The sequence below is a fragment of the Streptomyces sp. NPDC048270 genome, assembly GCF_040652335.1.
In the GTDB taxonomy this organism is placed as follows: domain Bacteria; phylum Actinomycetota; class Actinomycetes; order Streptomycetales; family Streptomycetaceae; genus Streptomyces.
Window position 1 is genome coordinate 117,210 of sequence record NZ_JBEZLV010000017.1, and the last position, 25,881, is coordinate 143,090.

25 protein-coding genes are annotated in these 25,881 nt (G+C 71.7%); 19 read left to right on the plus strand and 6 right to left on the minus strand.

The genetic code is table 11. The features are described from left to right. Positions 1–166 precede the first annotated feature (166 nt). Positions 167–1,843, plus strand: a complete 1,677-nt coding sequence (locus AB0D66_RS17455; RefSeq protein WP_362303473.1) for a hypothetical protein — start codon at positions 167–169, stop codon at positions 1,841–1,843. Between the two features lie 706 nt (positions 1,844–2,549). Here the strand turns inward: AB0D66_RS17455 and AB0D66_RS17460 are convergent. Then, complete coding sequence (locus AB0D66_RS17460) at positions 2,550–2,753, minus strand: cold-shock protein (RefSeq protein ID WP_030012116.1); 204 nt, start codon at positions 2,751–2,753, stop codon at positions 2,550–2,552. Positions 2,754–2,990: 237 nt separating this feature from the next. Here AB0D66_RS17460 and AB0D66_RS17465 point away from each other — a divergent pair, with 237 nt between their 5' ends. The 4 genes from AB0D66_RS17465 to AB0D66_RS17480 all read left to right on the plus strand — a co-directional run bounded on the left by AB0D66_RS17465 (position 2,991) and on the right by AB0D66_RS17480 (position 7,818). Then, complete coding sequence (locus AB0D66_RS17465; RefSeq protein ID WP_362303477.1) at positions 2,991–3,854, plus strand: menaquinone biosynthesis protein; 864 nt, start codon at positions 2,991–2,993, stop codon at positions 3,852–3,854. Positions 3,855–4,054: 200 nt separating this feature from the next. Further along, entirely contained in the window at positions 4,055–5,902 is a 1,848-nt protein-coding gene (locus AB0D66_RS17470; protein WP_362303480.1) for a serine/threonine-protein kinase, read from the plus strand. A 72-nt stretch (positions 5,903–5,974) separates the two neighbouring features. Further along, the gene (mqnC, locus tag AB0D66_RS17475; protein ID WP_362303483.1) at positions 5,975–7,174 is read left to right on the plus strand and encodes a cyclic dehypoxanthinyl futalosine synthase; all 1,200 of its coding nucleotides are present in this window, start codon (positions 5,975–5,977) and stop codon (positions 7,172–7,174) included. Next, positions 7,174–7,818, plus strand: a complete 645-nt coding sequence (locus AB0D66_RS17480) for a hypothetical protein (RefSeq protein WP_362303486.1) — start codon at positions 7,174–7,176, stop codon at positions 7,816–7,818. The genes mqnC and AB0D66_RS17480 overlap by 1 nt, the downstream gene beginning before the upstream one ends. On the opposite strand, the gene AB0D66_RS17485 is transcribed toward AB0D66_RS17480, so the two are convergent. Together AB0D66_RS17485 and AB0D66_RS17490 are read right to left on the minus strand one after the other, a co-directional pair. Then, positions 7,784–8,092: a helix-turn-helix transcriptional regulator gene (locus tag AB0D66_RS17485; protein ID WP_362303489.1), complete on the minus strand. Its 309-nt coding sequence runs from the start codon at positions 8,090–8,092 to the stop codon at positions 7,784–7,786. The genes AB0D66_RS17480 and AB0D66_RS17485 overlap by 35 nt on opposite strands. 49 nt (positions 8,093–8,141) lie before the next feature. Further along, complete coding sequence (locus AB0D66_RS17490) at positions 8,142–9,056, minus strand: DUF3152 domain-containing protein (RefSeq protein ID WP_362303492.1); 915 nt, start codon at positions 9,054–9,056, stop codon at positions 8,142–8,144. A 246-nt stretch (positions 9,057–9,302) separates the two neighbouring features. Here AB0D66_RS17490 and AB0D66_RS17495 point away from each other — a divergent pair, with 246 nt between their 5' ends. Together AB0D66_RS17495 and AB0D66_RS17500 are read left to right on the plus strand one after the other, a co-directional pair. Continuing rightward, positions 9,303–9,995 carry a demethylmenaquinone methyltransferase gene (locus tag AB0D66_RS17495; protein WP_362303494.1) on the plus strand — a complete coding sequence of 231 codons (693 nt, stop codon included), beginning with the start codon at positions 9,303–9,305 and terminating at the stop codon, positions 9,993–9,995. A gap of 12 nt (positions 9,996–10,007) precedes the next feature. After that, positions 10,008–10,919, plus strand: coding sequence for a glutaminase (locus AB0D66_RS17500; RefSeq protein ID WP_362303497.1), 912 nt, complete (start codon positions 10,008–10,010; stop codon positions 10,917–10,919). A gap of 269 nt (positions 10,920–11,188) precedes the next feature. Here AB0D66_RS17500 and AB0D66_RS17505 read toward each other — a convergent pair whose 3' ends face one another. Then, the gene (locus AB0D66_RS17505) at positions 11,189–11,680 is read right to left on the minus strand and encodes a GNAT family N-acetyltransferase (protein ID WP_362303567.1); all 492 of its coding nucleotides are present in this window, start codon (positions 11,678–11,680) and stop codon (positions 11,189–11,191) included. A gap of 137 nt (positions 11,681–11,817) precedes the next feature. On the opposite strand from AB0D66_RS17505, the gene AB0D66_RS17510 reads away from it, so the two are divergent. Beyond that, the gene (locus tag AB0D66_RS17510; RefSeq protein WP_362303500.1) at positions 11,818–13,101 is read left to right on the plus strand and encodes a geranylgeranyl reductase family protein; all 1,284 of its coding nucleotides are present in this window, start codon (positions 11,818–11,820) and stop codon (positions 13,099–13,101) included. On the opposite strand, the gene AB0D66_RS17515 is transcribed toward AB0D66_RS17510, so the two are convergent. Both AB0D66_RS17515 and AB0D66_RS17520 read right to left on the minus strand, forming a co-directional pair. Further along, the gene (locus AB0D66_RS17515; RefSeq protein ID WP_362303503.1) at positions 13,067–13,375 is read right to left on the minus strand and encodes a hypothetical protein; all 309 of its coding nucleotides are present in this window, start codon (positions 13,373–13,375) and stop codon (positions 13,067–13,069) included. The two genes, AB0D66_RS17510 and AB0D66_RS17515, sit on opposite strands and share 35 nt — an antisense overlap. Before the next feature lie 106 nt (positions 13,376–13,481). Further along, positions 13,482–14,327 (minus strand): NlpC/P60 family protein, encoded by an 846-nt coding sequence (locus AB0D66_RS17520; RefSeq protein WP_362303506.1) that lies wholly within the window; start codon positions 14,325–14,327, stop codon positions 13,482–13,484. Positions 14,328–15,132: 805 nt separating this feature from the next. On the opposite strand from AB0D66_RS17520, the gene AB0D66_RS17525 reads away from it, so the two are divergent. The 11 genes from AB0D66_RS17525 to nuoK are packed head-to-tail and all read left to right on the plus strand — an operon-like array spanning position 15,133 to position 25,871. Beyond that, positions 15,133–15,492 carry an NADH-quinone oxidoreductase subunit A gene (locus AB0D66_RS17525; protein ID WP_069921453.1) on the plus strand — a complete coding sequence of 120 codons (360 nt, stop codon included), beginning with the start codon at positions 15,133–15,135 and terminating at the stop codon, positions 15,490–15,492. Positions 15,493–15,507: 15 nt separating this feature from the next. Continuing rightward, complete coding sequence (locus AB0D66_RS17530) at positions 15,508–16,062, plus strand: NADH-quinone oxidoreductase subunit B (protein WP_007265818.1); 555 nt, start codon at positions 15,508–15,510, stop codon at positions 16,060–16,062. Next, on the plus strand, positions 16,059–16,796 hold the full coding sequence (locus AB0D66_RS17535; protein ID WP_362303511.1) for an NADH-quinone oxidoreductase subunit C: 738 nt from the start codon (positions 16,059–16,061) through the stop codon (positions 16,794–16,796). The genes AB0D66_RS17530 and AB0D66_RS17535 overlap by 4 nt, the downstream gene beginning before the upstream one ends. After that, entirely contained in the window at positions 16,796–18,127 is a 1,332-nt protein-coding gene (locus tag AB0D66_RS17540; protein WP_362303513.1) for an NADH-quinone oxidoreductase subunit D, read from the plus strand. The genes AB0D66_RS17535 and AB0D66_RS17540 overlap by 1 nt, the downstream gene beginning before the upstream one ends. Then, positions 18,124–18,885 carry an NADH-quinone oxidoreductase subunit NuoE gene (gene nuoE / locus AB0D66_RS17545; RefSeq protein ID WP_362303516.1) on the plus strand — a complete coding sequence of 254 codons (762 nt, stop codon included), beginning with the start codon at positions 18,124–18,126 and terminating at the stop codon, positions 18,883–18,885. Before AB0D66_RS17540 ends, nuoE begins: the two co-directional genes overlap by 4 nt. Next, positions 18,885–20,231, plus strand: coding sequence for an NADH-quinone oxidoreductase subunit NuoF (gene nuoF / locus AB0D66_RS17550; RefSeq protein WP_362303519.1), 1,347 nt, complete (start codon positions 18,885–18,887; stop codon positions 20,229–20,231). Before nuoE ends, nuoF begins: the two co-directional genes overlap by 1 nt. Beyond that, complete coding sequence (locus tag AB0D66_RS17555) at positions 20,228–22,762, plus strand: NADH-quinone oxidoreductase subunit G (protein WP_362303521.1); 2,535 nt, start codon at positions 20,228–20,230, stop codon at positions 22,760–22,762. Before nuoF ends, AB0D66_RS17555 begins: the two co-directional genes overlap by 4 nt. Next, positions 22,759–24,129, plus strand: a complete 1,371-nt coding sequence (gene nuoH / locus AB0D66_RS17560) for an NADH-quinone oxidoreductase subunit NuoH (protein ID WP_362303523.1) — start codon at positions 22,759–22,761, stop codon at positions 24,127–24,129. Before AB0D66_RS17555 ends, nuoH begins: the two co-directional genes overlap by 4 nt. Beyond that, positions 24,122–24,760 carry an NADH-quinone oxidoreductase subunit NuoI gene (nuoI, locus tag AB0D66_RS17565; protein WP_362303526.1) on the plus strand — a complete coding sequence of 213 codons (639 nt, stop codon included), beginning with the start codon at positions 24,122–24,124 and terminating at the stop codon, positions 24,758–24,760. The genes nuoH and nuoI overlap by 8 nt, the downstream gene beginning before the upstream one ends. Continuing rightward, positions 24,757–25,575 (plus strand): NADH-quinone oxidoreductase subunit J, encoded by an 819-nt coding sequence (locus tag AB0D66_RS17570; protein WP_362303528.1) that lies wholly within the window; start codon positions 24,757–24,759, stop codon positions 25,573–25,575. Before nuoI ends, AB0D66_RS17570 begins: the two co-directional genes overlap by 4 nt. Beyond that, complete coding sequence (gene nuoK, locus AB0D66_RS17575) at positions 25,572–25,871, plus strand: NADH-quinone oxidoreductase subunit NuoK (protein WP_030864698.1); 300 nt, start codon at positions 25,572–25,574, stop codon at positions 25,869–25,871. Before AB0D66_RS17570 ends, nuoK begins: the two co-directional genes overlap by 4 nt. Positions 25,872–25,881 lie beyond the last annotated feature (10 nt).

The window sequence follows — 25,881 nt, forward strand, 5'->3', positions numbered from 1 at the left end:
AGGTCCTGTGTCCGTTCGGCCACGAGACTCCGGTGAAGGTGAGACGAATGGTCCGTCACATCTACCGGGGCGACGGCGAGTCTCCTGCGAATACCTGATAGACAGTGGATATTCACGGCCCGACCGGCCGTACACCCATGACGGCTCCTGGGGGGATCGCCGCACTGTGAAGCCGCTTCACCGTCACCTCGTCAACACCTCGCGCAAGGTCCTGTGCACCGCGGCACTCGCGGCCAGCCTGACCACCGCCGCGGTCGTGACCAACCCGTCGACCGCCGACGCGGGGGAGTCCGAGCCGACTCCCGACAGTCCGCAGGCCACCGACCGCGGTGATGCCCGGCTGGACCTGCCCGACATCGTCGCCGACCCGCAGCCGGCCGCCGGCGGGACCGTGCCCGAGGGGGCCAGCGGCATACCCGCGACCGCCCTCGACGCCTACCGGCGGGCCGAAGTGGCCGTGTCCGCGGCGCTCCCCGGCTGCAACCTGCCCTGGCAGCTGCTCGCCGGCATCGGCCGGGTCGAGTCCGTGCACGCCTCGGGCTACGGGCTCAAGGCCGACGGCTACACCGAGAAGCCGATCCGCGGTCCCCGCCTCGACGGCAACGGCTTCGCGGAGATCCGCGACACCGACAAGGGCGAGTGGGACGCGGACGCCGAGTACGACCGGGCCGTCGGCCCGATGCAGTTCATCCCCTCCACCTGGCTCACGTGGGGCGCCGACGGCAACGGCGACGCCAAGCGCGACCCGAACAACATCTACGACGCGGCGCTGGGCGCGGGCCTCTACCTGTGCGCGGGCGACCGCGACCTCTCGGTCGCGGCCAAGCTCGACTCGGCGGTGCTCAGCTACAACAACTCCCGCGAGTACGTGAACACCGTGCTCGGATTCATGCGGGAGTACCAGAACGGCGGCGTCGGCGAGGTTCCGAACCCGCCGGCCGGGAACTACCCGATCGAGACGCCGGGCAGCACCCTGCCCACGCCGCAGCCGCCGGCCAAGACCACTCCGGCCCCGAAGCCGACGCCGACCCCGACCCCGACGCCCACGCCGACCCCGACGCCGACGCCCGAGAAGCCGAAGCCGCCGGCCCCGCACCTGACCGGGCTGTCGGTCCTCGGCGGGCCCGGCCTCGCGGCCGAGGCGGGCGCGGCGTTCGCCGAGGTCCCGCGGGTCAAGGTGGTCCGCAGCGACGGCAAGCCCGCCGCGGGACAGCAGGTCGTCTTCGCGGTCGAGGCCGACACCACCGGGGGCACCGCCTTCCCGAAGGCCCCGACCGACTCGCTGGTGGTCGTGGCCGACGCCGAGGGCATCGCGGCCGCGCCCGGGCTCACGGCGGGCCCCAAGGCCGGCACCTTCACCCTGCGGGTCTCGGCCACCGACACGACGGGCAGGCTCCAGACGGCCTTCACCGGCACGGTCGCGGCGAAGCCGAAGCCGGTCGCCGACCGCCTGGCCCGCCCGGACGACGCGAAGCCGCTGGAGGCCGTCGCCGGCAAGAGCGTCCAGGACGTCACGGTCCTCGCCACGGCCGCGGGCAAGGCCGTGGAGGGCACGGAGGTCTTCGCCGAGCTGGTGGTGAAGGACGCGGACGGCGCGTGGGTCCCGGTGGACCCGGAGACCGCGAAGGGCCCGTACTTCAAGGACGAGGCCGGCAAGAAGATCTTCAGGCTCCCGCTGCTCAAGTCGGGTGCCGACGGCAAGGTCGTCCTCCCGGAGCTGTTCACGGACGCGGACCTCGCCCCGGGCACGTACACCCTCCGCCTGACGACCCCCCAGAAGGTCACCCTCCTCCTGGACCTCAAGGTCACCGCCCCGCCCACCATCCCGGCCCCGAAGCCGTAACCCACGCACACAGAGGCCCGCACCCCCCACCGGGTGCGGGCCCCTGCACGCGCCGCCGCCGCGCCCATATGCGGCCCGGCTCCCGGGGCTCCGCCCCGCGCCTCAAGCGCCGGCGGGGCTGGTTGTGCTCCCCGCCGCGGCCATATGCGGCGCCGTTTCCGGGGCTCCGCCCCGCGCCCCGCGCCTCAAACGCCGGCGAGGCTGGATGTGCTCCCCGCCGTGGTCATGTGCGGCGCCGTTTCCGGGGCTCCGCCCCGCGCCTCAAGCGCCGGCGGGGCTGGTGGTGCTTCCCGCCGTGGTCATGTGCGGCGCCGTTTCCGGGGCTCCGCCCCGTGCCCCGCGCCTCAAGCGCCGGCGGGGCTGGATGTGCTTCCCGCCGTGGTCTTGTGCGGGCCCGTTTCCGGGGCTTCGCCCCGCGCCTCAAGCGCCGGAGGGGCTGGTGGTGCTTCCCGCCGCTGCCACGTCGAGCGACTGGCGCGGGCCACATCCAGCCTCGCCGGCGTTTGAGGCGCGGGGTCTGGGGCGGAGCCCCAGGTTCTTGAGGCGCGCCGGGCCCAGCGCGAGGCGGCCGGGCCTCGGGCCACGCCGATCCCGCCACCCACCCCGGGAGGGAAAAGGCAGGAGCCCTGCCGTTCTGCTCGCGCAGAAGGGGACAGGGCTCCTTGGGTACTGCTTTTCCAACCGCGATTAAGGTTGGCCCAGGCGATTAGGCCGGGGTGACGTTCTCCGCCTGCGGGCCCTTCGGACCCTGCGTGACGTCGAAGTTCACCGTCTGGTTCTCCTCGAGGGAGCGGAAGCCAGAGGCGTTGATCGCGGAGTAGTGGACGAAGACATCCGGGCCGCCGCCGTCCTGGGCGATGAAGCCGAAGCCCTTTTCAGCGTTGAACCACTTCACGGTTCCGGTAGCCATGAGCCCTCCTATGGGCCAAAGGGTCGCCCTGCTCCAGAACCTGCTAAGAAGTCTGAAAACTACAAAAGCCTGCGGGTCACATTCTCCGCAGGCCTCGTACTGCAAGGGAAACCAAACTGCAACTTGCGTCGAGCCTAGCACGCACCCTGCGGCGGAGACCAGAGGGAAAGATCACGTCACTCGGACGTTTGAGACCCGCGGCGAGGCTGACGTGACCCCGGGGGCTAGTCTCGCGATGTGGACGTCTACCGCAGCCGGCCCCGCGTCGGCCACATCCAGTTCCTGAACTGCCTTCCCCTCTACTGGGGCCTGGCCAGAACCGGCACGCTGCTGGACCTGGAACTGACCAAGGACACCCCCGAAAAGCTCAGCGAGCGCCTCGTGGCGGGCGAGCTCGACATCGCCCCGATCACCCTCGTGGAGTTCCTCCGCAACGCCGACCGGCTCGTCGCCTTCCCCGACCTCGCGGTCGGCTGCGACGGCCCCGTGATGTCCTGCGTGATCGTTTCGCAGGTCCCGCTGGAGCAGCTGGACGGAGCCCGCGTCGCCCTCGGCTCGACCTCCCGCACCTCCGTACGCCTCGCCCAGCTGCTGCTCTCCGAGCAGTACGGGGTCCGGCCCGACTACTACACCTGCCCGCCCGACCTGGGGGTGATGATGCAGGAGGCCGACGCGGCCGTGCTGATCGGCGACGCCGCGCTGCGCGCCTCGCTGCACGACGCCCCCCGCCTCGGCCTCGCCGTGTACGACCTGGGGCAGATGTGGAAGGAGTGGACCGGGCTGCCGTTCGTCTTCGCCGTGTGGGCCGCCCGCAAGGACTACCTCGCCCGCGAGCCCGTCGTCGTGCGGAAGGTCCACGAGGCCTTCCTCGCCTCCCGCGACGTCTCCCTGGAGGAGGTCGCCAAGGTCGCCGAGCAGGCGGCCCGCTGGGAGGCCTTCGACGCGGAGCTGCTCGAGCGGTACTTCACCACACTCGACTTCCGCTTCGGACCGGAACAGATCGCCGGTGTCAGGGAATTCGCCCGCCGAACCGGACCCACGACGGGGTATCCCGCGGAAGTGACCATGGAACTCCTGACGGCGGCCGACGTAGAACAGTGATCGGGTTCGGGTTCGGGTTCGGGTTCGGATTCGGGTTCCGGTCATGACGGATATGCCGTTTCCGCTGAATTCGCTTCTCCTTTCCCTTCCCGTCACCCGTCGGGAAGGGAAAGGCGGCCCGCCTCCGCCGCCGACCCCCTAACCTGCTGCTTGGCCGGGCGGACACGAGGGCCCCGGATCCCGGGGGATGGGGGGACACGATGCAGCCGCTGGAAGCCGGCGAGCCGCGGACCATCGGCGCGTACCGGCTGCTGGGCCGGCTCGGCGCGGGCGGCATGGGCCGGGTCTACCTGGGGCGCAGTGCGGGCGGCCGGACCGTCGCGGTCAAGATCGTGCACCCGCACTTCGCCGCCGACGAGGAGTTCCGCACCCGGTTCCGCCGCGAGGTCGAGGCCGCCCGGCGGGTGGGCGGCGAGTGGACCGCGCCCGTGCTCGACGCGGACCCCGACGCCCCGGTGCCGTGGGTGGCCACCGGCTATGTGGCCGGCCCCTCCCTGGACCGGGCGCTGGCCGCGCACGGGCCGCTGCCCGAAGCCTCCGTACGGGCCGTCGGCGCCGGCCTGGCCCGCGCCCTGGTGGCCGTGCACGGGCTGGGCCTCGTACACCGGGACGTGAAGCCGTCCAACGTGATGCTGACCCTCGACGGGCCGCGGCTGATCGACTTCGGGATCGCCCGGGCCGTGGACGGGACCGCCTCCCTCACCTCCACCGGGGTCTCCATCGGCTCGCCGGGCTACATGTCCCCCGAGCAGATCCTCGGCAAGGGCGTCACCGGCGCCTCCGACGTGTTCTCGCTCGGCGCGGTACTGGCCTTCGCGGCGACCGGGCGGCCGCCCTTCACCGGCGACAACTCGGCGACCCTCCTCTACAAGGTGGTCCACGAGCCGCCCGAGCTCGGCGCGGTCCCGGCCGGGCCGCTGCGCGAGCTGATCGAGGCCTGCCTGGCCAAGACGGCCGCCGACCGGCCCGCGCCGCAGGCCGTCGCGGCGGCCCTGGACGGGGCCCTGCTCAGCCCGGGCTGGCTGCCCGCGCCCCTGGTCGAGGAGGCCAGCCGGGCCGCGGTCGCCCTGCTCGACCTGGACGCGGACCCCTCCGCGGCCGGCCCGGTGCCCCCGGACGCCCCGTCCGGCCCGGTCCCCTTCACCACCCCCTCGCACGACAGCCCGGCGGGCGTCGGCTTCGGCTCCCCCGACCCCTCGTACGGCGGCCACGGCCCGTACGGCTCCGCGGGCGCCGGCGGGTACGGGAGCCCGGCCGGCACGGCGGGCCGAGCGGGCACCGGCACCGGCACCGGCGCCTCCGCCCCCGGCGGGCCGGGATTCGGCCCGCCCGGCTCCGCGCCCGGGCCGCTGGGCGCGGCGGCCGCCACGAGCGGCCCGTACGGCCCCTACGGATCGCCCGCCGACACCGGCGGCGGTGTGCCCGGGCCCCGAACCGCCCCCGACGGGCGGCAGGTCACCGTCCGCGCGGCCGGGCGCCGCTTCAGCTGCACGCTCGTGCTCGCGGCGGCGGCCGTGCTGGCCGCCGTGTCCGGCGGGCTGTACGGAACGGGCCTGCTGCCCGGCCAGGGCGACAAGGGCCGGGACGCGGCCGCGGGCGACGGCCCGCGGACCTCTGCGCCGGCCTCGCCCCCGGCCTCGGACGCCGGTCCGTCCGCGGGGACGACGCAGGCCCCCGAGGGGACCCGCCAGGACGTGCCGAAGGAACTCGTCGGCACCTGGAAGGGCACCGTCACCACCGCCCGCATGGGCGTCGCCGCCGAGTTCGAGATCACCATCAAGGCGGGCAGGGTCGGCGAGGTCGTCGGCCGGGACAAGTCGGTCCTGGCCATCCTCGGCACCGACTGCAGCGGCGACTGGAAGCTCGCCTCCGCCACCGACCGCTCGCTCGTCCTCGACACCTCGGGCGGCCCCAACCCGGCTCCCGGGATCTGCTCGGGCGGCTCCGCCGACGAGCGGTTCACCCTGGGCGACAACGGCACCCTGCACTACAAGTCGGGCGACGTCCCGGCCGGAAACCCGGAGGGCGACCTCACCCGAAGCCCGTGACGGGCAGCCGAGGGCCCTGGCGTAGGCTGGATCGGTCCGGACCTTGACACACCGCCGAAAGGTGACGCACCGGTGACCGACCAGGCCGCTCTCCAGTCTGTCCTCGACCGCGCCGCCGCAGGGGGCCGGATCACCAGGGAAGAGGCGCTCGACCTCTACCGGCACGCTCCGCTGCACGCGCTCGGCCAGGCGGCCGACGCGGTGCGCCGCCGCCGTTACGCGGGCACCGAGCACATCGCCACGTACATCATCGAGCGGAACATCAACTACACGAACGTGTGCGTCACGGCGTGCAAGTTCTGCGCCTTCTACGCGGCCCCCAAGGACACGAAGAAGGGCTGGTCCCGCGACCTCGAGGACATCCTGCGCCGCTGCGCGGAGACCGTGGAGCTCGGCGGCACGCAGATCATGTTCCAGGGCGGGCACCACCCGGACTACGGCGTCGAGTACTACGAGGAGCACTTCTCCGCCATCAAGAAGGCGTTCCCGCAGCTGGTCATCCACTCCCTCGGCGCGTCCGAGGTCGAGCACATGGCCCGCATCTCGGGCGTCACGGCCGAGGAGGCCATCCGCCGCATCCACGCGGCCGGCCTCGACTCGTTCGCGGGCGCCGGCGCCGAACTGCTGCCGGAGCGCCCGCGCAAGGCGATCGCCCCGCTCAAGGAGTCCGGCGAGCGCTGGCTGGAGATCATGGAGATCGCCCACGGGCTGGGCGTGGAGTCCACCTCCACCATGCTGATGGGCACCGGCGAGACCAACGCCGAGCGCATCGAGCACATCGCGATGATCCGTGACACGCAGGACCGCACGGGCGGCTTCCGCGCCTTCATCCCGTACACCTACCAGCCCGAGAACAACCACCTCAAGGGCCGCACCCAGGCGACGATCTTCGAGTACCTGCGCATGATCGCGATCGCCCGCCTGTTCCTCGACAACATCGCCCACATCCAGGGCTCCTGGCTGACCGTGGGCAAGGAGGCGGGCCAGCTCTCGCTGCACTACGGAGCGGACGACCTCGGCTCGATCATGCTCGAGGAGAACGTCGTCTCCTCGGCCGGCGCCAAGCACCGCTCCAACCGCCAGGAGATCATCGACCTGATCCGCAAGGCGGGCCGCACCCCGGCGCAGCGCGCGACGACGTACGAGCACCTCCTGGTGCACGAGGACCCGGCGAACGACCCGGTCGACGACCGCGTCGTCTCGCACATCTCCTCCACCGCCATCGAGGGCGGCACCGCGCACCCCGAGCTGAAGCTCATCTCCACGAACTGATGCTGACGCTCCACTCCGCCGAACTCCTCGTCCCCGGGGCCGGATCCGCGCCGCTGCCCGGCGGCGCGGTCCTCGTCGAAGGCGACCGGATCGCGAGCGTGGGACCGTACGAGGACCTCGCCGCGGCCCATCCGCACGCGCGGGCCCGGCGCTGGCCCGGGGTGCTCACTCCGGGGCTGCTGGTGCGCGGGGCGGACACGCTCCTGGAGCGGACGTACTACCCGGACGATCCCTACGAGACCGCCGAGCTCGGCTCCGAGCCGATCAGCGGGCAGGACGCGCTCGATGCCCTGAAGCCGACCGAGGCGCGGTGGGGCAACAGCGCCCGGCGCGGCACCCAGAAGCTCCTGGCGCGCGGGGTGGTGGCGGTCGCCGGCCGCTTCGCGATCCCGTCGGTGCGCACGGCGGTGGCCCGCTCGGGCCTCGTGATCCTGCCGCCGGCCCCGTACGAAGGCACGCCCGCCCTGGACCCCTTCGCCGGCCGCGCCGCGGCCGAGGAGGCCTTCCACGGGTTCCTGGAGCCGGGCGCCCCGGCCCGCTTCGCGGTGTTCGCGGTCGCCGGCCTCCAGGCGCTGCCGGCGGACGGCGCGACGACGTGCGTGGCCACGGTCATCGGGGGCCGGCTGCTGCACCGCCGCCGCTGAGCCGCAGGTCCTCCCGGGCGAGCGCGGCGAGCAGGCAGGCCTGGAGGCGGCTGATCCCGCCCAGCTTCGTCCGTATGTTGCCCACGTGGAACTTGACCGTGCTGACGGACAGTTGCAGCTCGGCGGCGAGCTCCGCGTTGGAGGCGCCGGTGGCCAGGCACAGGAGCACGGCGGACTCCTGATCGGTCAGCTGGGCCGGCGGGCGCACGCCGCAGGCGGGGGAGGCGTCGTACGAGGGGAACCACGCGGGGACGCTGAAGCTGACGACGCGCACGGTTTCCACTCCTCGCCCCCGGCCGGCCCATCCGGTGCCGGCTCTCGCCCTATAGGACGGGTGGACCGGACAGGTAGGTTCCGTTCGTGTCGTACGGCCAGGCATTGGACTTGCAGCCGTTCAGTCCCTTGATCTGCTGCATCATCGCGGGAGCGGCCTGTCCGGCGCCGGGGCAGCCCTCGTGCGAGTGGCCGAGCTCGTGCCCGACCTCGTGGTTGACGATCAGCGCCCGGTACTCCTCCACCGAGCCGCTGAACTGCGGTGACCCCTCCTGCCAGCGTTTGAGGTTCACCACGACGGTGTGCCCGGCCCGGCAGTTGGTCTCGCCGATCAGCTCGGGGGTGACCACCTCGCACAGCCGGTCGGTGGTCTTGGGCGTCGCGATCTTGACGGTGAAGTCCACCGGCTGGCCGGGGCCGGCGAGCTGGAAGGCGTAGGCCGGGTTCTTGATCCAGCCGCGCGGGTCACCGAGGATCGCCTCCACGGAGCGGGCGGCGGAGTCCGGGTCCACCCCGCTGCCCTCCTCGACCTCCAGCCGCCAGCGGCGCACGTTCCCCTTGCCCTGGGCCGCACCGGCGGCGCCGGAGGCCTTGAAGGTGCCCGAGCCGGAGGCCGGGACCTGGGCGGAGGGCGACGCGGGGGCGGCCGTGGTGGGCGTGGGCGAGCCGGCGGGCTGGGAAGGGCTGGCGGAGGGGGAGGGGGCGGGGTCGCGTCTGCCGCCCTGCGCGGCCGCCTCCGATCCCTCGGCGAGCTCGCCGTCCGGCTGGCCGGGCCGGGCCGCCTTGGGCCGTCCGTCGGCCGTACCGCCGTCCTCGCCCGGCGCCACCGCGTACGCGGTCGCCGTGACCGCGACGAGGGCCACCGAGCCGAGGATGATCGTACGCCGCAGCCGCTTGCGCCGCTCCGCCCGGCGCCTGGCGCGCGGGCTGAGGCGGGAGCGACCGGTGGAATGGCCTGCCGGCATCGTGAAGCCCTTTGCTCGTGGCGGCCGCCACGGATCCGGCCGCTGGTCAAGGCCCATGATCCATTGGGTGACCGTCACCGGGCCGCACCGGCCCCCAGTCAACGCGCCGCGGCGCCCGGGCGGAACTGTCCTTCGGGCCAGTTGTCCGCTTCACCCGACCTGGGGCCCGTCCCTCCAGGGTGGTCCGGCCTGAGAGGATGGGGCCGTACCCGCCGATCCAGAGCGCACACCGAGGGGCGAACACCAGTGACAAGGGCTTCCCTGGACAAGCAGCCGCACGAAGTCGCCTCGATGTTCGACGGCGTGGCGGCGAACTACGACCTCACCAACGACGTGCTCTCCCTCGGCCAGGCCCGGCTGTGGCGCAGGGAGGTCGCCAAGGCCGTCGGCGCCCGCCCCGGGCACCTCGTCCTCGACCTGGCCGCCGGCACCGCGACCTCCTCGCTGCCCTTCGCCGCGACCGGGGCCTACGTCGTGCCCTGCGACTTCTCGCTGGGCATGCTGCGCGAAGGCAAGAGGAAGCACCCCTGGCTGCCGCTCACGGCGGGCGACGCGACGAAGCTCCCCTTCAAGGACGACGCCTTCGACACCGTCACGATCAGCTTCGGCCTGCGCAACGTCCAGAACACCGAGGGCGCGCTGCGCGAGCTGTACCGGGTGACCAAGCCCGGCGGGCAGGTCGTCATCTGCGAGTTCTCGCAGCCCACCTGGGCCCCCTTCCGCACGGTGTACACCGAGTACCTGATGCGGGCCCTGCCCCCGGTGGCCCGGGCCGTCTCCTCCAACCCCGACGCGTACGTGTACCTCGCCGAGTCCATCCGCGACTGGCCCGACCAGCCCGCGCTCGCCGCCCTGCTGCAGAAGGCCGGCTGGTCCAAGGTCGCCTGGCGCAACCTGAGCGGCGGCATCGTGGCGCTGCACCGGGGCTTCAAGGCCTAGGCCTGGGAACCGGTGGACTACCAGGCACTGCTGGAGCAGATCGCGGCCGACGTCGCCCCGCTGGTGGGCAGCGGCACCCCCGCCGAGTACATCCCGGCGCTCGCGGCCGTGGACCCGGCCCAGTTCGGCATGGCCGTCGCCGACCTCGAGGGCAACGTCTTCGGGGTCGGGGACTGGCAGGTCCCCTTCTCCGCGCAGTCCATCACCAAGGTCTTCGCGCTGGCACTGGCCCTGGCGGAGGGCGGGGACGGGCTGTGGGAGCGGGTCGGCCGGGAGCCGTCAGGCAACCCGTTCAACTCGCTCGTGCAGCTGGAGTACGAAAACGGCATCCCGCGCAATCCGTTCATCAACGCGGGCGCGCTGGTGGTCACCGACCGGCTGCAGACCCTGACGGGCGACGCGAGCAGCGAACTCCTCGGCTTCCTCCGCGCCGAGAGCGGGAACCCGGCCCTGGCCTTCGACGCGGAGGTGGCCGCCTCCGAGCAGGAGCACGGGGACCGGAACGCGGCCGTGGCCCACTTCATGGCCTCCTACGGCAACATCGACAACCCCGTACCGGCCCTGCTGGACCACTACTTCTGGCAGTGCTCGATCGAGATGAGCTGCGCCGACCTGGCCCGCGCGGGGCTCTTCCTGGCCCGGCACGGGCTGCGGGCGGACGGGTCCCGCCTGCTCACGCGCAGCGAGGCGAAGCAGATCAACGCGGTGATGCTGACCTGTGGGACGTACGACGCGGCGGGCGAATTCGCCTACCGCGTCGGGCTGCCGGGCAAGAGCGGGGTCGGGGGCGGGATCGTGGCCGTGGTGCCCGGGCAGTGCGTGCTGGCCGCGTGGAGCCCCGGGCTGGACCCGCACGGCAACTCGGTGGCGGGCGTGGCCGCCCTGGACCGCTTCACGACCCTGACGGGCCTGTCCGTCTTCTGACGCCCCGCCGAGCCGGACTCCGCCGACCGGGCCCGCCGCTGCGCGGAGCGGTCCCCTACCCGCCCTTCCACCGTTCCCGCCTCCCTCGCCGGCGTGGCTCCCAACACGGCGCTCCGCGCCCGCGCCTCAAACGCCGGCGGGGCTGAAGGTCGCCGGCGGGGCATATCCAGCCTCGCCGGCGTTTGAGGCGCGGGGTCTGGGGCGGAGCCCCAGGTCTTTGGGCCGCACCGGCGGGCGGCGCCCAGCCCACGGGCCGCGGGGGCCGGAGGTCACGGCCGGTCGAGCTCCAGTTCGTAGCGGCGGCCGAAGCGCGAGCCCCCCGCCAGGGGGAAGCGCTCCGCCAGCGTCATGCCCAACCGCTCCGCCACCGCCACCGACCGCGCGTTCGTGTCCTCGATCATCGCCACCACCCGCGGCACCCCGGCCCCCCGCACCCGCTCCAGCGTCGCCAGCGCAGCGGCATACGCATAGCCCCGACCCCACGCCGCCCGCCCCAGCCGCCAGCCGATCTCGATCTCGCCCACCGGCCCCCACTCCTTCTCCCGGGGCCACGGCTGGGCCCCCGTGAAGCCGAGCACCGAGCCCTCCTCGTCCAGCAGCGTCCACAGGCAGTAGCCGAGCTGGGCGTCGTGCATGCGCTGGCGCGCGGTGAACTCCACGTACGAGGAGAGCTCCGCCGGGCCGCCGAGGAACTCCATGACGTCCGGGTCGTCGAACACCCCGTGCCAGGCGTGCGCGTCCTCGTGGGTGGGCACGCGCATCTGTACGGCGGGGAGCGGCCGGGTCGGCGAGGTGGTCACAGGAGGCAGCCCTTCGGTTCGCGATCTCTCTCGCTGCATAGACTGCACATGTCCGGTGCCGTTGGGCACCCTTTATCGAGCCTTCGGGAGACCCCGCAGTGACCGAGCCCCTCTCCGAACACTCCGCGGACGTGATCGTCGTCGGGGCCGGGCCCGCCGGCTCCACCACCGCGTACTACCTCGCCAAGGCCGGACTGGACGTCCTGCTGCTGGAGAAGACCGCGTTCCCGCGCGAGAAGGTCTGCGGCGACGGGCTGACCCCGCGCGCCACCAAGCAGCTGGTCGCGATGGGCATCGACATCTCCGAAGAGGCCGGCTGGCTGCGCAACAAGGGCCTGCGCATCATCGGCGGCGGCCAGCGGCTCCAGCTGGACTGGCCGGAACTCGCCTCCTACCCGGACTACGGACTCGTCCGCAAGCGCGACGACTTCGACGAGACCCTGGCCCGCCAGGCGCAGAAGGCGGGCGCCCGCCTCTACGAGCGCTGCAACGTCGGCGAGCCCGTCCGCGACCCCCGCACCGGCCACATCACCGGCGTCCAGGCCAAGCTGGGCGAGGAGAAGACCCCGGTCACCTTCCACGCCCCGCTGGTCGTCGCGGCCGACGGCAACTCCTCGCGGCTGTCCCTCGCCATGGGATTGCACCGGCGCGAGGACCGTCCGATGGGCGTCGCGGTGCGGACGTACTTCACCTCGCCCCGGCACGACGACGACTACCTGGAGTCCTGGCTGGAACTGTGGGACCGGCGCGGCCCGCAGGACCGGCTGCTGCCCGGCTACGGCTGGATCTTCGGCATGGGCGACGGCACGTCCAACGTCGGCCTCGGCATCCTCAACTCCTCCTCCGCCTTCAAGGAGCTGGACTGGCGCGAGGTCCTCAAGGCCTGGTGCGCGTCCATGCCGGAGGACTGGGGCTACACCCCCGAGAACATGACCCAGCCGATCCGCGGGGCGGCCCTGCCGATGGCCTTCAACCGGCAGCCGCACTACACCAAGGGCCTGCTGCTCGTCGGTGACGCGGGCGGCCTCGTCAACCCGTTCAACGGCGAGGGCATCGCCTACGCCATGGAGTCGGGCCAGATCGCGGCCGACGTCATCGTGCAGGCGCACGCCCGGTCCACCCCGGCCCAGCGCGAACTGGCGCTGCACAACTATCCGAAGGTGCTGAAGGAGACGTACGGCGGCTACTACACGCTCGGCCGCGCCTTCGTGAAGCTCATCGGCAACCCGAAGGTCATGAAGGTCGCCACGCAGCGCGGCCTGACGCACCCGGTGCTGATGAAGTTCACGCTGAAGATGCTGGCCAACCTCACCGACCCGACGGGCGGCGACGCGATGGACCGCATCATCAACGGCCTGTCGAAGGTGGCCCCGAAGGCCTGAGGCCGGTGTCCGGCGGGCCGGGCGGGGCCTCCCCGCTCCGGTCCGCCTCCGCGTGCACGGCGCGCACGCACCGGGCCAGCAGGAGCAGCCCGCACACCAGCAGGGCGCCCGAGGCGGTCCAGCCGAGCGCGAGGGCCAGCGGGTGCCCCGGCCGGTGCCAGGGGCGGGCGGTGGTCAGCAGCCAGCCGCCGACGGCGAGCAGGGCCAGCCCGAGTGCGGCCCGGGCGGCGGTGGAGTCGCCGGGGCCGCGGTCCTCGTAGGGCTTCGGATTCACGCCGCCATCCTCGCAGGGCCCGGAATCGGGCGTGACGAAGGGCCGGTACTCCACCCCCGAGCGGGGGAGTACCGGCCCTTGCGCCGCTTCGGGCGGTGCGGGCGACTCAGAGGACGCGCACGGCACCCGTCGGCTTGTCGTAGTTCATGCTGCGCTCGACGATGCCGGTGCTGGGGTTCTGCGCGCCGACGAACTTGCCGCCGCCGACGTAGAGGGCGACGTGGTACGCGCTGCCCTTGGAGCCCCAGTACAGGATGTCGCCCGGCTGCAGGGCGCTCAGCGACACCGAGGTGCCGGCCGAGGACTGCGCCTGGGACATGCGCGGCAGGCTGATGCCGGCCTGGCGGTAGGCGGCCTGGACGAGGCCGGAGCAGTCGAACGAGGACGGGCCGGTGCCGCCCATCACGTACGCCTTGCCGACCTGCGCGCGGGCGAAGTTCACGATGGCGGCGGCGGAGCCGGTCGCCGGGGCGGCCACGGAGGCGCCGGAGCCGTCGCTGGGGGTCGACGAGGACTTCGTCGACAGCGTGGAGCGGGCGCTGTTGCGGCTGGCGCGCTCGGCCTCGGCCTTGCGGTCGGCCTCTTCCTTGGCCTTCTTGGCCGCGGCGTCGTCGTCGGCCTGCTTCTGGGCCGCTTCCTTGGCCTGGCGGGCCTCGGCGGCGGCGCCGGTGCGGGCGCTCTCCTCCTGGGCCGTCAGTTCGCCCTCGACGGCGGCCGCGCGGGTGTTCTCGGCGGCGGTGGCGACGGCGGAGGAGACCTCGGCGGCCAGATCCAGGTTGAGGACCGGCATTTCGAGCGTCGTCTCGGCCACGGGCTCGGCGGGGGACGCGCTCGCGGTGCCGGCCATGGCGAGGGTGCTGAGGACGCCACCGGCAACTCCGGCGCGGACCGCGAGCTTCGAGGCGCTGCGGCGGGGCTTCCGGTGGCTGGGTATGTGAGCGGTGTGGGACATGAGAACAACCGCTATCAGGGCGCGAGGGTTCCCTTCAAGAAACGTGGCTTGCGCCACAGTTACGCGCGAACGGCGCTAACCGGGCGCGCCGCGCTTCTTATTGACGGCGTAACGGGCAGAACGGACACGCTGTCACAAGCCTGTGATCATGGGGTTTCCGCAATAAGTCCGGATTGATCCACGGCCTACCATCCCTCCGCACAGATGGCCAAGCCCTCTTTCCGCGTCACGAAACGGGAGTGGCGCAGGTCACAGGAGCGTCACACTGTGCGGACGCTGTGGGCCTTCCGTGACCTCGTCGTGAAGTCGGCGTCCGGGCTCGTGAACGGATGCACGCGGTCGGGGTGTCCCGGGACCCGCGCATGCCCCGTGTCCACCTCCGTACGCGCAGCCTCCCCCGACCGGGCGACGCCGCTTCCCTTATCACCGCGACGGATACAAAGCCAATTTGCTTGCAATGGCCATCATTTGATAGGGCGACACCTCTTCCACCTGCGGCAACCCGCCTGGATGTCACCTTTGGTGATCATGTGGATGCTTCACGTACGAAGATCACGACTCATCGGACTTGATGATCGTTCGTCAGGTGGTGGAGATCACAAACTCGGTGTTGTTACCCGTGTCGCAGATCACAGAGGAGCAGGCATAAGATGCGCACGAGTCCGGCTTGTGAACTGCCTCACATGGATCCGTCCGATCGGCGCGTGATCTTCGCGAGGCGGGGCGCGCCCCGGCTGCCGCTGGGAAGTGCCCCCAGCCGGCGCAGCGGTCCAACGGTCAAGGACGACTGGAAGGAGCGAGGAGCGTGAATGCGTACGCGCCCATCCTCGTGCTCGGCGCCCTCGGCGCAGGGTTTGCGATCTTCTCCGTGGTCATGGCCACGCTGATCGGTCCAAAACGGTACAACCGGGCAAAGCTTGAGGCATACGAGTGCGGCATCGAGCCCACTCCGCAGCCGGCCGGCGGCGGCCGCTTCCCGATCAAGTACTACCTGACGGCGATGCTCTTCATCATCTTCGATATCGAGGTCGTCTTCCTCTACCCCTGGGCCGTCACCTTCGACTCCCTGGGGATCTTCGGGCTCGTCGAGATGCTCCTCTTCGTGCTCACCGTCTTCGTCGCCTACGCCTACGTGTGGCGCCGCGGCGGCCTGGAATGGGACTGAGGGGCTGAATTTCCCATGGGACTTGAAGAGAAGCTGCCGAGCGGCTTTCTGCTGACCACCGTCGAACAGGCGGCGGGCTGGGTGCGCAAGTCGTCCGTCTTTCCCGCGACCTTCGGCCTGGCCTGCTGCGCCATCGAGATGATGACCACCGGAGCGGGACGCTACGACCTGGCCCGCTTCGGCATGGAGGTCTTCCGGGGCTCCCCCCGCCAGGCCGACCTGATGATCGTGGCCGGCCGGGTCAGCCAGAAGATGGCGCCGGTGCTGCGGCAGGTGTACGACCAGATGCCGGCTCCCAAATGGGTCATCTCCATGGGGGTTTGTGCGTCTTCGGGCGGAATGTTCAACAACTACGCGATCGTCCAGGGCGTCGATCACATCGTCCCGGTGGACATCTACCTGCCCGGCTGCCCGCCGCGCCCCGAAATGCTGATGGACGCGATCCTCAAGCTCCACCAGAAGATCCAGGGCTCGAAGCTCGGTGTGAACCGGGAAGAGGCGGCACGTGAGGCGGAGGAGGCGGCCCTCAAGGCCCTCCCCACCATCGAGATGAAGGGGCTGCTCCGGTGAGCGAGACCCGAGAGCCGGAGAACGGCGACAACGGCAACGGCGGGAACAACCTCCCCGCCCCGCGGGCGAGCGGCCCCGAGGTCATCGGCGTCCGCAAGGGCATGTTCGGGGCGGCGGGCGGCGGCGACACCAGCGGCTACGGCGGCCTGGTCCGCACCGTGGCCCTGCCCGGCGCGGCGAGCCGCCCGTACGGCTCCTACTTCGACGAGGTGGCCGACGAACTCGAAGGCGCCCTGGAGGAGCAGGACCTGGTCCCCGAGAACGCCATCGAGAAGACCGTGGTCGACCGGGGCGAGCTCACCTTCCACATCGCCCGCGAGCACCTCGTCCGGGTCGCGCGCACCCTGCGCGACGACCCCGCCCTGCGCTTCGAGCTCTGCACCGGCGTCTCCGGGGTGCACTTCCCCGGGGACAAGGGCCGCGAGCTGCACGCCGTCTACCACCTGCGCTCGCTCACCCACGGCCGGATCCTGCGGCTGGAGGTGTCCGTCCCGGACAGCGACCCGCACGTCCCCTCGCTCGTCTCCGTCTACCCGACCAACGACTGGCACGAGCGAGAGACGTACGACTTCTTCGGCCTGGTCTTCGACGGGCACCCCGCCCTCACCCGGATCATGATGCCGGACGACTGGCAGGGCTTCCCGCAGCGCAAGGACTACCCGCTCGGCGGCATCGCCGTCGAGTACAAGGGCGCCCAGATCCCGGCTCCCGACCAGCGGAGGTCGTACAGCTGATGAACACCCCGAACGCATCGCACGCCTCCGCGCGCGAGACGACCGAAGGCACCGTCTACACCGTCACCGGCGGCGACTGGGACGAGATCGTCCGGTCCGCGGCCAAGGCCGACGACGAGCGGATCGTCGTCAACATGGGCCCGCAGCACCCGTCCACCCACGGCGTGCTCCGCCTGATCCTGGAGATCGACGGCGAGACGGTCACCGAGGCCCGCTGCGGCATCGGCTACCTGCACACCGGCATCGAGAAGAACCTCGAATTCCGGAACTGGACGCAGGGCACCACCTTCGTGACGCGCATGGACTACCTGACGCCGTTCTTCAACGAGACGGCCTACTGCCTCGGCGTCGAGAAGCTGCTCGGCATCACCGACCAGATCCCGGACCGCGCCACCGTCATCCGCGTCCTGCTGATGGAGCTCAACCGGCTCTCCTCCCACCTGGTGTGCATCGCCACCGGCGGCATGGAGCTGGGCGCGACCACGATCATGATCTACGGCTTCCGCGACCGCGAGCTGATCCTCGACGTCTTCGAGCTGATCACCGGACTGCGCATGAACCACGCGTTCGTCCGCCCCGGCGGCCTGGCGCAGGACCTGCCGCCGGGCGCCGTCGACCAGCTGCGCGAGTTCGTGAAGACCATGAAGAAGAACCTGCCGGAGTACGACAAGCTCGCCACCGGCAACCCCATCTTCAAGGCCCGCATGCAGGACGTCGGCTACCTCGACCTCACCGGAGCCATGGCGCTGGGCGCCACCGGCCCGATCCTGCGCTCCGCGGGACTGCCGCACGACCTGCGCAAGTCGGACCCGTACTGCGGCTACGAGGACTACGAGTTCGACGTACCGACCACCGAGACCTGCGACTCCTACGGACGCTTCCTGATCCGCCTGGAGGAGATGCGCCAGTCGCTGCGGATCGTCGAGCAGTGCCTGGACCGGCTGGAGCCGGGCCCGGTGATGGTCGCCGACAAGAAGATCGCCTGGCCGGCGCAGCTGGCGATGGGCCCCGACGGGCTCGGCAACTCGCTCGACCACATCAAGAACATCATGGGCACCTCGATGGAGGCCCTCATCCACCACTTCAAGCTGGTGACCGAGGGCTTCCGGGTACCGGCCGGGCAGGTGTACGCGGCCGTGGAGTCGCCCAAGGGCGAGCTCGGGGTGCACGTGGTCTCCGACGGCGGCACCCGCCCCTACCGGGTCCACTTCCGCGACCCGTCCTTCACCAACCTCCAGGCCATGGCGGCGATGTGCGAGGGCGGCCAGGTCGCCGACGTCATCGTCGCCGTCGCCTCCATCGACCCCGTGATGGGAGGCGTCGACCGATGACCGACATCTCATTGGGCATGCCGCAGCTTCCCGCGCCCGACTTCCCGGCCGACGTGCGCGAGCGCCTCGAAGCGGACGCGAAGCAGGTCATCGCCCGCTACCCCGACAGCCGCAGCGCGCTGCTGCCGCTGCTGCACCTGTGCCAGTCGCAGGAGGGCCACGTCTCGCGCACCGGCATCCGCTTCTGCGCCGACGTGCTGGGCCTGACCACCGCCGAGGTCACGGCGGTGGCGACGTTCTACACGATGTACCGGCGGCGGCCCTCCGGGGACTACCAGGTCGGCGTCTGCACGAACACCCTGTGCGCGGTCATGGGCGGCGACGCCATCTTCGAGGAGCTCAAGGAGCACCTCGGGGTCGGCAACAACGAGACCACCCCCGACGGCAAGGTCACCCTCGAGCACATCGAGTGCAACGCGGCCTGCGACTACGCCCCCGTGGTGATGGTCAACTGGGAGTTCTTCGACAACCAGACCCCCGAGTCCGCCAAGGCCATGGTGGACGACCTGCTGGCCGGCCGGCCCGTCGAGCCGACCCGGGGCGCGCCCCTGTGCACGTACAAGGAGACCGCCCGGATCCTCGCCGGCTTCCCCGACGAGCGCGAGGGCGCGGTCGAGGCGACCGGCGGCGCCGGCCCCGCCTCCCTGATCGGCCTGCGCATCGCCCGCGGCGAGGCCCCGCGCACGGCGATCGTGCACCCGCGCGGCGAGGCGGACGGCGGATCCCGTGGCGACACCAGCACCGAGGGAGGGGAGTGATGTCCGTGTCGACTGAACTGAGCAAGAACGGCAGCCCGGAGAAGCTCCTCGCCCCCGTCCTGTCCGCCTTCTGGGACGAACCCGGATCGTGGACGCTGGACACCTACCGGCGCCACGAGGGCTACGAGGGCCTGCGCAAGGCCCTCGCGATGACCCCGGACGACCTCATCGCCTACGTGAAGGACTCGGGGCTGCGCGGACGCGGCGGCGCGGGCTTCCCCACCGGCATGAAGTGGCAGTTCATCCCGCAGGGCGACGGGAAGCCGCACTACCTCGTCGTGAACGCGGACGAGTCGGAGCCCGGAACCTGCAAGGACATCCCCCTCCTCTTCGCCAACCCGCACTCCCTCATCGAGGGAATGATCATCGCCTGCTACGCGATCCGCTCGCAGCACGCCTTCATCTACCTGCGCGGCGAGGTCGTACCGGTGCTGCGGCGCCTGCACGAGGCGGTGCGCGAGGCGTACGAGGCCGGCTACCTCGGGAAGGACATCCTCGGGAGCGGGCTCGACCTCGACATCACGGTGCACGCGGGAGCGGGCGCGTACATCTGCGGCGAGGAGACGGCGCTGCTCGACTCCCTCGAAGGCCGGCGCGGCCAGCCCCGGCTGCGTCCTCCCTTCCCGGCCGTGGAGGGGCTCTACGCCTGCCCCACCGTCGTCAACAACGTGGAGTCCATCGCCTCGGTTCCCGCGATCCTGAACAAGGGCAAGGACTGGTTCAAGTCGATGGGGACCGAGAAGTCCCCCGGCTTCACGCTGTACTCGCTCTCCGGGCACGTCGCGGGCCCCGGCCAGTACGAGGCCCCGCTCGGCATCACCCTGCGGCAGCTGCTCGACATGAGCGGCGGGATGCGGCCCGGGCACCGGCTGAAGTTCTGGACCCCGGGCGGCTCCTCCACCCCCATGTTCACCGACGAGCACCTCGACGTCCCTCTGGACTACGAGGGCGTGGGCGCGGCCGGCTCGATGCTCGGCACCAAGGCGCTCCAGTGCTTCGACGAGACGACCTGCGTGGTGCGGGCCGTGACCCGGTGGACCGAGTTCTACGCCCACGAGTCCTGCGGCAAGTGCACGCCCTGCCGCGAGGGCACCTACTGGCTGGTCCAGCTGCTGCGCGACATCGAGGCCGGCAAGGGCGTCATGTCCGACCTCGACAAGCTGAACGACATCGCCGACAACATCAACGGCAAGTCCTTCTGCGCGCTCGGCGACGGCGCCGCCAGCCCCATCTTCTCCTCGCTCAAGTACTTCCGCGCGGAGTACGAGCAGCACATCACGGGCAAGGGCTGCCCCTTCGACCCCAGGAAGTCGACCCTCTGGGCTGACACGGAGGTGAACGCATGACCGTCACCACGAACGCTCCCGCCGGTGGCGGGGAAGCCGCGGTGCCACCGCAGGACCTGGTGTCGCTGACCATCGACGGCGTCGAGCTGTCGGTCCCCAAGGGCACCCTGGTCATCCGGGCCGCCGAGCAGCTGGGCATCGAGATCCCCCGGTTCTGCGACCACCCCCTGCTCTCCCCGGCCGGCGCCTGCCGCCAGTGCATCGTCGAGGTCGAGGGCCAGCGCAAGCCGATGGCCTCCTGCACCATCACCTGCACCGACGGCATGGTCGTCAAGACCCAGCTCACCTCCGAGGTCGCCGACAAGTCCCAGCGCGGTGTGATGGAGCTGCTGCTCATCAACCACCCGCTGGACTGCCCGGTCTGCGACAAGGGCGGCGAGTGCCCGCTGCAGAACCAGGCGATGTCGCACGGCAACGCCGAATCCCGGTTCGAAGGCAGGAAGCGCACCTACGAGAAGCCGGTCCCGATCTCCACCCAGGTGCTGCTGGACCGCGAGCGGTGCGTGCTCTGCGCCCGCTGCACCCGCTTCTCCAACGAGATCGCCGGCGACCCGATGATCGAGCTGCTGGAGCGCGGCGCGCTCCAGCAGGTCGGCACCGGCGAGGACGACCCCTTCGAGTCGTACTTCTCCGGCAACACCATCCAGATCTGCCCCGTCGGCGCCCTCACCTCCGCCGCGTACCGGTTCCGCTCCCGCCCCTTCGACCTCGTCTCCTCCCCGAGCGTGTGCGAGCACTGCGCGGGCGGCTGCGCGACCCGGACCGACCACCGACGCGGCAAGGTGCTGCGCCGGCTGGCCGCGGAGGACCCCGAGGTCAACGAGGAGTGGATCTGCGACAAGGGCCGCTTCGGGTTCCGGTACGCGCAGCAGCGCGACCGGCTCACGACCCCGCTGGTGCGCAGCGCCGCCGGGGTCCTGGAGCCGGCGAGCTGGCCCGAGGCGCTGGAGGCCGCGGCCGCCGGTCTCGCCGGGGCGCGCGGCCGGGCCGGGGTGCTGACCGGCGGACGGCTCACCATCGAGGACGCCTACGCGTACGCCAAGTTCGCGCGGGTGGTCCTGGACACCAACGACATCGACTTCCGGGCCCGGGTCCACAGCGCGGAGGAGGCCGACTTCCTGGCCGCCACCGTGGCCGGGACCGGCAAGGACCTTGGGGGCACCTCCCGGCCGGAGGCTGGGGGAGGCCGCGGGGTCACGTACACCGCGCTGGAGGCGGCGCCCGCCGTCCTGCTCGCCGGCATCGAGTCCGAGGAGGAGGCCCCCGGGGTCTTCCTACGGCTGCGCAAGGCCCACCGCAAGCACAAGCAACGGACCTTCGCCCTGGCCCCCTTCGCCACCCGCGGCCTGGAGAAGGCGGGCGGCACCCTGCTGGCCGCCGCCCCCGGCACCGAGCCCGAGTGGCTGGACGCACTCGCCTCCCGGACCGGCCTGGAGGCGGGCGGCGCGGCCGCCGCCGACGCACTGCGCCAGAGCGGCGCGGTCATCGTCGTCGGGGAGCGCCTCGCCGGGGTGCCGGGCGCGCTGACCGCCGCCGTACGGGCGGCCGCCGCGACCGGGGCGACGCTGGTGTGGATCCCGCGCCGGGCCGGTGAGCGGGCCGCCGTCGAGGCGGGCGCGCTGCCGTCCCTGCTGCCCGGCGGCCGCCCGGCCACCGACCCGCGGGCCCGCGACGAGGTCGCCACCGCCTGGGGCCTGGACGAACTCCCGCACCGCTACGGCCGCGACACCGGCCAGATCGTCGAGGCCGCGGCCACCCGCGAGCTGTCCGCCCTGGTGGTGGCCGGCGTTGAGGTCGCGGACCTGCCGGACCCGGCCCGCGCGCGGACCGCCCTCCAGGAGGCCTTCGTGGTCTGTCTGGAGCTGCGGCCCAGCGAGGTCACCGAGCACGCGGACGTGGTCTTCCCGGTCGCCGCCGTGGCCGAGAAGGCGGGCGCCTTCATCAACTGGGAAGGCAGGGTCCGGCCGTTCGAGGCCGCGCTCAAGCCCGACCAGATGACCCGCCGGCTGGCCCCGGCCGACGCCCGCGTGCTGCACATGCTGGCCGACGCCGCCGACCGGCCGATCGCGCTGCCCGACGTGCACGCCGTACGCCGCGAGCTCGACGGGCTCGGCGGCTGGGCCGGGGAGCGCGCCGCCCGGCAATCCGCGGACACCGTGCCGCTGCCCCGCCCGGGCGCCGGCGAGGCGGTCCTCGCGGGCCACCGGCTCCTCCTCGACCAGGGCAGGCTCCAGGAGGGCGACGAAGCCCTGGCCGGCACCCGGCACGAGGCGAGCGCCCGGCTCTCGGCGGCCACGGCGGCCGAGACGGGCGTCAAGAACGGGGACGTCCTCGCGGTCACCGGCCCGGCCGGCTCCGTGGAACTGCCCCTGCGGATCACCGAGATGCCCGACCGCGTGGTCTGGCTCCCGCTGAACTCCACCGGGTCCGGGGTCCTCGCCGACACCGGGGCCCGCCCGGGCACCCTCGTCCGGATCGGCCCCGCGAGCCCGGCCGGCACCGGCGACACCACCATGGAGGTGGGCGCGTGAACGCGGTACAGCTTGCCGCCGAGGACCTGACCCTGTTCGGCAGGGACGTCTGGTGGCTCGTCGTCGTCAAGGCGGTGTTCTGCTTCGCCTTCCTGATGGTGACCGTGCTCTTCTCCATCGTGTGGGAGCGCAAGGTCGTCGCCTGGATGCAGCTGCGCATCGGCCCCAACCGGCACGGCCCCTGGGGCCTGCTCCAGTCGCTCGCCGACGGCGTCAAGCTGATGCTGAAGGAAGACGTCATCGTCAAGCGGGCCGACAAGGTGGTCTACGTCCTGGCCCCGATCATCGCGGCGATCCCGGCCTTCATGGCCATCGCGGTGATCCCCTTCGGCCCCTCGGGCAACGAGGTCTCCATCTTCGGCCAGCGCACCACGATGCAGCTGACCGACCTGCCCATCGCGATGCTCTACGTCCTCGCGGTGGCCTCGGTCGGCATCTACGGCATCGTGCTGGCCGGCTGGTCCTCCGGCTCGACCTACCCGCTCCTCGGCGGCCTGCGCTCCTGCGCGCAGATGATCTCCTACGAGATCGCGATGGGCGCCGCCTTCGCCTCGGTCTTCCTCTACTCCGGGTCGATGTCGACCTCGGCGATCGTGGAGGCCCAGGCCGACCGCTGGTACATCGTCCTGCTGCCGGTCTCCTTCATCATCTACGTCGTCACGATGGTCGGCGAGACCAACCGCGCCCCCTTCGACATGCCGGAGTCCGAGGGCGACCTGGTCGGCGGCTTCAACACCGAGTACTCGTCCATCAAGTTCGCGCTGTTCATGCTCGCCGAGTACGTCAACATGGTCACCGTCTCGGCGGTGTCGGTCACCCTCTTCCTGGGCGGCTGGCGGGCCCCGGCGCCGATCTCCACCTACTGGGAGGGCGCGAACCACGGCTGGTGGCCGATGCTCTGGTTCGTCCTCAAGGTGCAGCTGCTGCTCTTCTTCTTCATCTGGCTGCGCGGCACGCTGCCGCGCGTGCGCTACGACCAGCTGATGAAGCTCGGCTGGAAGGTCCTGATCCCGGTCTCCGTGGTCTGGCTGATGCTGGTCGCGACCGTGCGGGCGCTGCGCAACGAGAGTTACGACTTCAGCCAGATCGTCCTCTACGTCGGCGGCGCCGTCGTGGCGATCCTGCTCCTCTCCTTCATCGCGGACCTGTTCCGCGACAAACGCGAGAAGGCGGCCGCCGCGGCGGCCGGCAAGGCCGCCGCGGCCGCGCCCTTCGACCCGCTCGCGGGCGGGTTCCCCGTACCGCCCAAGCCCGGCCAGCACCTGGCACCCGTACCGCGCCGACGGCCGCGGAGCGAGCGGGAGCTGATTGTCAGTGGCGGCGCGAATACTGAGAGTGACCGAGAGGAGGGTGCTGAGAATGGCTGACACCGACCCGAACGAGAAGTGGCAGAACCCGGTTGCCGGCTTCGGCGTGACCTTCAAGGCCATGTTCAAGAAGCGCCTCACCGAGCAGTACCCGGAGCAGCAGAAGACCACCGCCCCGCGCTTCCACGGGCGCCACCAGCTCAACCGGCACCCCGACGGCCTGGAGAAGTGCATCGGGTGCGAGCTGTGCGCCTGGGCCTGTCCCGCCGACGCCATCTACGTGGAGGGCGCGGACAACACCGAGGAGGAGCGCTACTCCCCGGGCGAGCGGTACGGCCGGGTCTACCAGATCAACTACGCCCGCTGCATCCTGTGCGGGCTGTGCGTCGAGGCGTGCCCCACGAGGGCCCTGACCATGACGAACGAGTTCGAACTGGCCGACTCCAGCCGCGAGTCGCTCATCTACACCAAGGAGCAGCTGCTCGCCGGGCTCACCGAGGGCATGGTCGAGGCGCCGCACGAGATGTTCCCCGGCACGGAGGACACGGACTACTACCGCGGCCTGGTGACGGGGGCCGCCCCGGGGACGGTCCGGCAGACGGCGACGTCCGAGGGGGAGCAGGCCCCGCAGGAGGCGGCCTCCGACTTCGGCCCCGCCGAGCCCGCCTCGCAGGAGGTGATCGGACGATGAGCGCCTCGCTCGCCGCGGCCGCCACCTCGCTCACCTCCACCGGTGAGGCGGTCCAGTTCTGGGTCCTCGGCACGGTCGCCGTCATCGGCGCGCTGGCCACGATCCTGATGAAGAAGGCCGTGCACAGCGCCCTCAGCCTGGCCGGGACGATGATCATCCTGGCCGTCTTCTACCTCGCCAACGGGGCGTACTTCCTGGGCGTCGTCCAGGTCATCGTCTACACCGGCGCGATCATGATGCTCTTCCTCTTCGTGGTCATGCTCGTCGGCGTCACCGCCGCCGACTCCCTGAAGGAGACCATCAAGGGGCAGCGCTGGCTGGCCGTCCTGTGCGGGCTCGGCTTCGGCATCCTGCTGATCGCCGGCATCGGCAACGCCGGGCTCACCCACTTCAACGGACTCGGCAGGATCAACTCCGCCGGGCACGTCGAGGGCCTGGCCCAGCTGATCTTCACCAAGTACGTCTTCGCCTTCGAGATCACCGGTGCGCTGCTGATCACCGCGGCCGTCGGCGCGATGGTGCTCACCCACCGCGAGCGCACCGAACGGGCCGCCACCCAGCGCGAACTGGCCGAGCGCCGCGTCCGCGAGGGCGTCCAGCTCCCGCCGCTGCCCGCGCCCGGCGTCTACGCCCGGCACAACGCCGTGGACGTCGCCGGCCTGCTGCCGGACGGCACCCCGTCCGAGCTGACGGTCAGCAAGACCCTGCGCGCCCGCGGCCAGATCCGGGACGTCTCCGCCGAGGCGCTGTCCGACCTCAAGGCACTGGAGCAGGCCTCCTCGGAGCGCCTCGGCCGTGAGGAGGCCTCGAAGTGAATCCGGTCAACTACCTCTACCTGGCCGCCCTGCTGTTCACCATCGGCGCGGCCGGAGTACTGATCCGCAAGAACGCGATCGTGCTGTTCATGTGCGTCGAGCTGATGCTCAACGCCTGCAACCTCGCCTTCGTCGCCTTCTCGCGGATGCACGGCAACCTCGACGGCCAGATCATCGCCTTCTTCACGATGGTCGTCGCCGCCGCGGAGGTCGTGGTGGGCCTCGCGATCATCGTGTCGCTGTTCCGTACCCGCCACTCGGCCTCGGTCGACGACGCCAGCCTGATGAAGCTGTAAGGGGCGTTCA

Excerpts from the sequence above, each read along its gene's own strand:
- AB0D66_RS17460 (WP_030012116.1), bottom strand. The coding sequence starts at position 2,753 with ATGGCTACCGGAACCGTGAAGTGGTTCAACGCTGAAAAGGGCTTCGGC.
- AB0D66_RS17470 (WP_362303480.1), top strand. The coding sequence starts at position 4,055 with ATGCAGCCGCTGGAAGCCGGCGAGCCGCGGACCATCGGCGCGTACCGG.
- AB0D66_RS17480 (WP_362303486.1), top strand. The coding sequence starts at position 7,174 with ATGCTGACGCTCCACTCCGCCGAACTCCTCGTCCCCGGGGCCGGATCC.
- AB0D66_RS17490 (WP_362303492.1), bottom strand. The coding sequence starts at position 9,056 with ATGCCGGCAGGCCATTCCACCGGTCGCTCCCGCCTCAGCCCGCGCGCC.
- AB0D66_RS17505 (WP_362303567.1), bottom strand. The coding sequence starts at position 11,680 with ATGCGCGTGCCCACCCACGAGGACGCGCACGCCTGGCACGGGGTGTTC.
- AB0D66_RS17520 (WP_362303506.1), bottom strand. The coding sequence starts at position 14,327 with ATGTCCCACACCGCTCACATACCCAGCCACCGGAAGCCCCGCCGCAGC.
- AB0D66_RS17530 (WP_007265818.1), top strand. The coding sequence starts at position 15,508 with ATGGGACTTGAAGAGAAGCTGCCGAGCGGCTTTCTGCTGACCACCGTC.
- AB0D66_RS17540 (WP_362303513.1), top strand. The coding sequence starts at position 16,796 with ATGAACACCCCGAACGCATCGCACGCCTCCGCGCGCGAGACGACCGAA.
- nuoE (WP_362303516.1), top strand. The coding sequence starts at position 18,124 with ATGACCGACATCTCATTGGGCATGCCGCAGCTTCCCGCGCCCGACTTC.
- nuoF (WP_362303519.1), top strand. The coding sequence starts at position 18,885 with ATGTCCGTGTCGACTGAACTGAGCAAGAACGGCAGCCCGGAGAAGCTC.
- AB0D66_RS17555 (WP_362303521.1), top strand. The coding sequence starts at position 20,228 with ATGACCGTCACCACGAACGCTCCCGCCGGTGGCGGGGAAGCCGCGGTG.
- nuoI (WP_362303526.1), top strand. The coding sequence starts at position 24,122 with ATGGCTGACACCGACCCGAACGAGAAGTGGCAGAACCCGGTTGCCGGC.
- AB0D66_RS17570 (WP_362303528.1), top strand. The coding sequence starts at position 24,757 with ATGAGCGCCTCGCTCGCCGCGGCCGCCACCTCGCTCACCTCCACCGGT.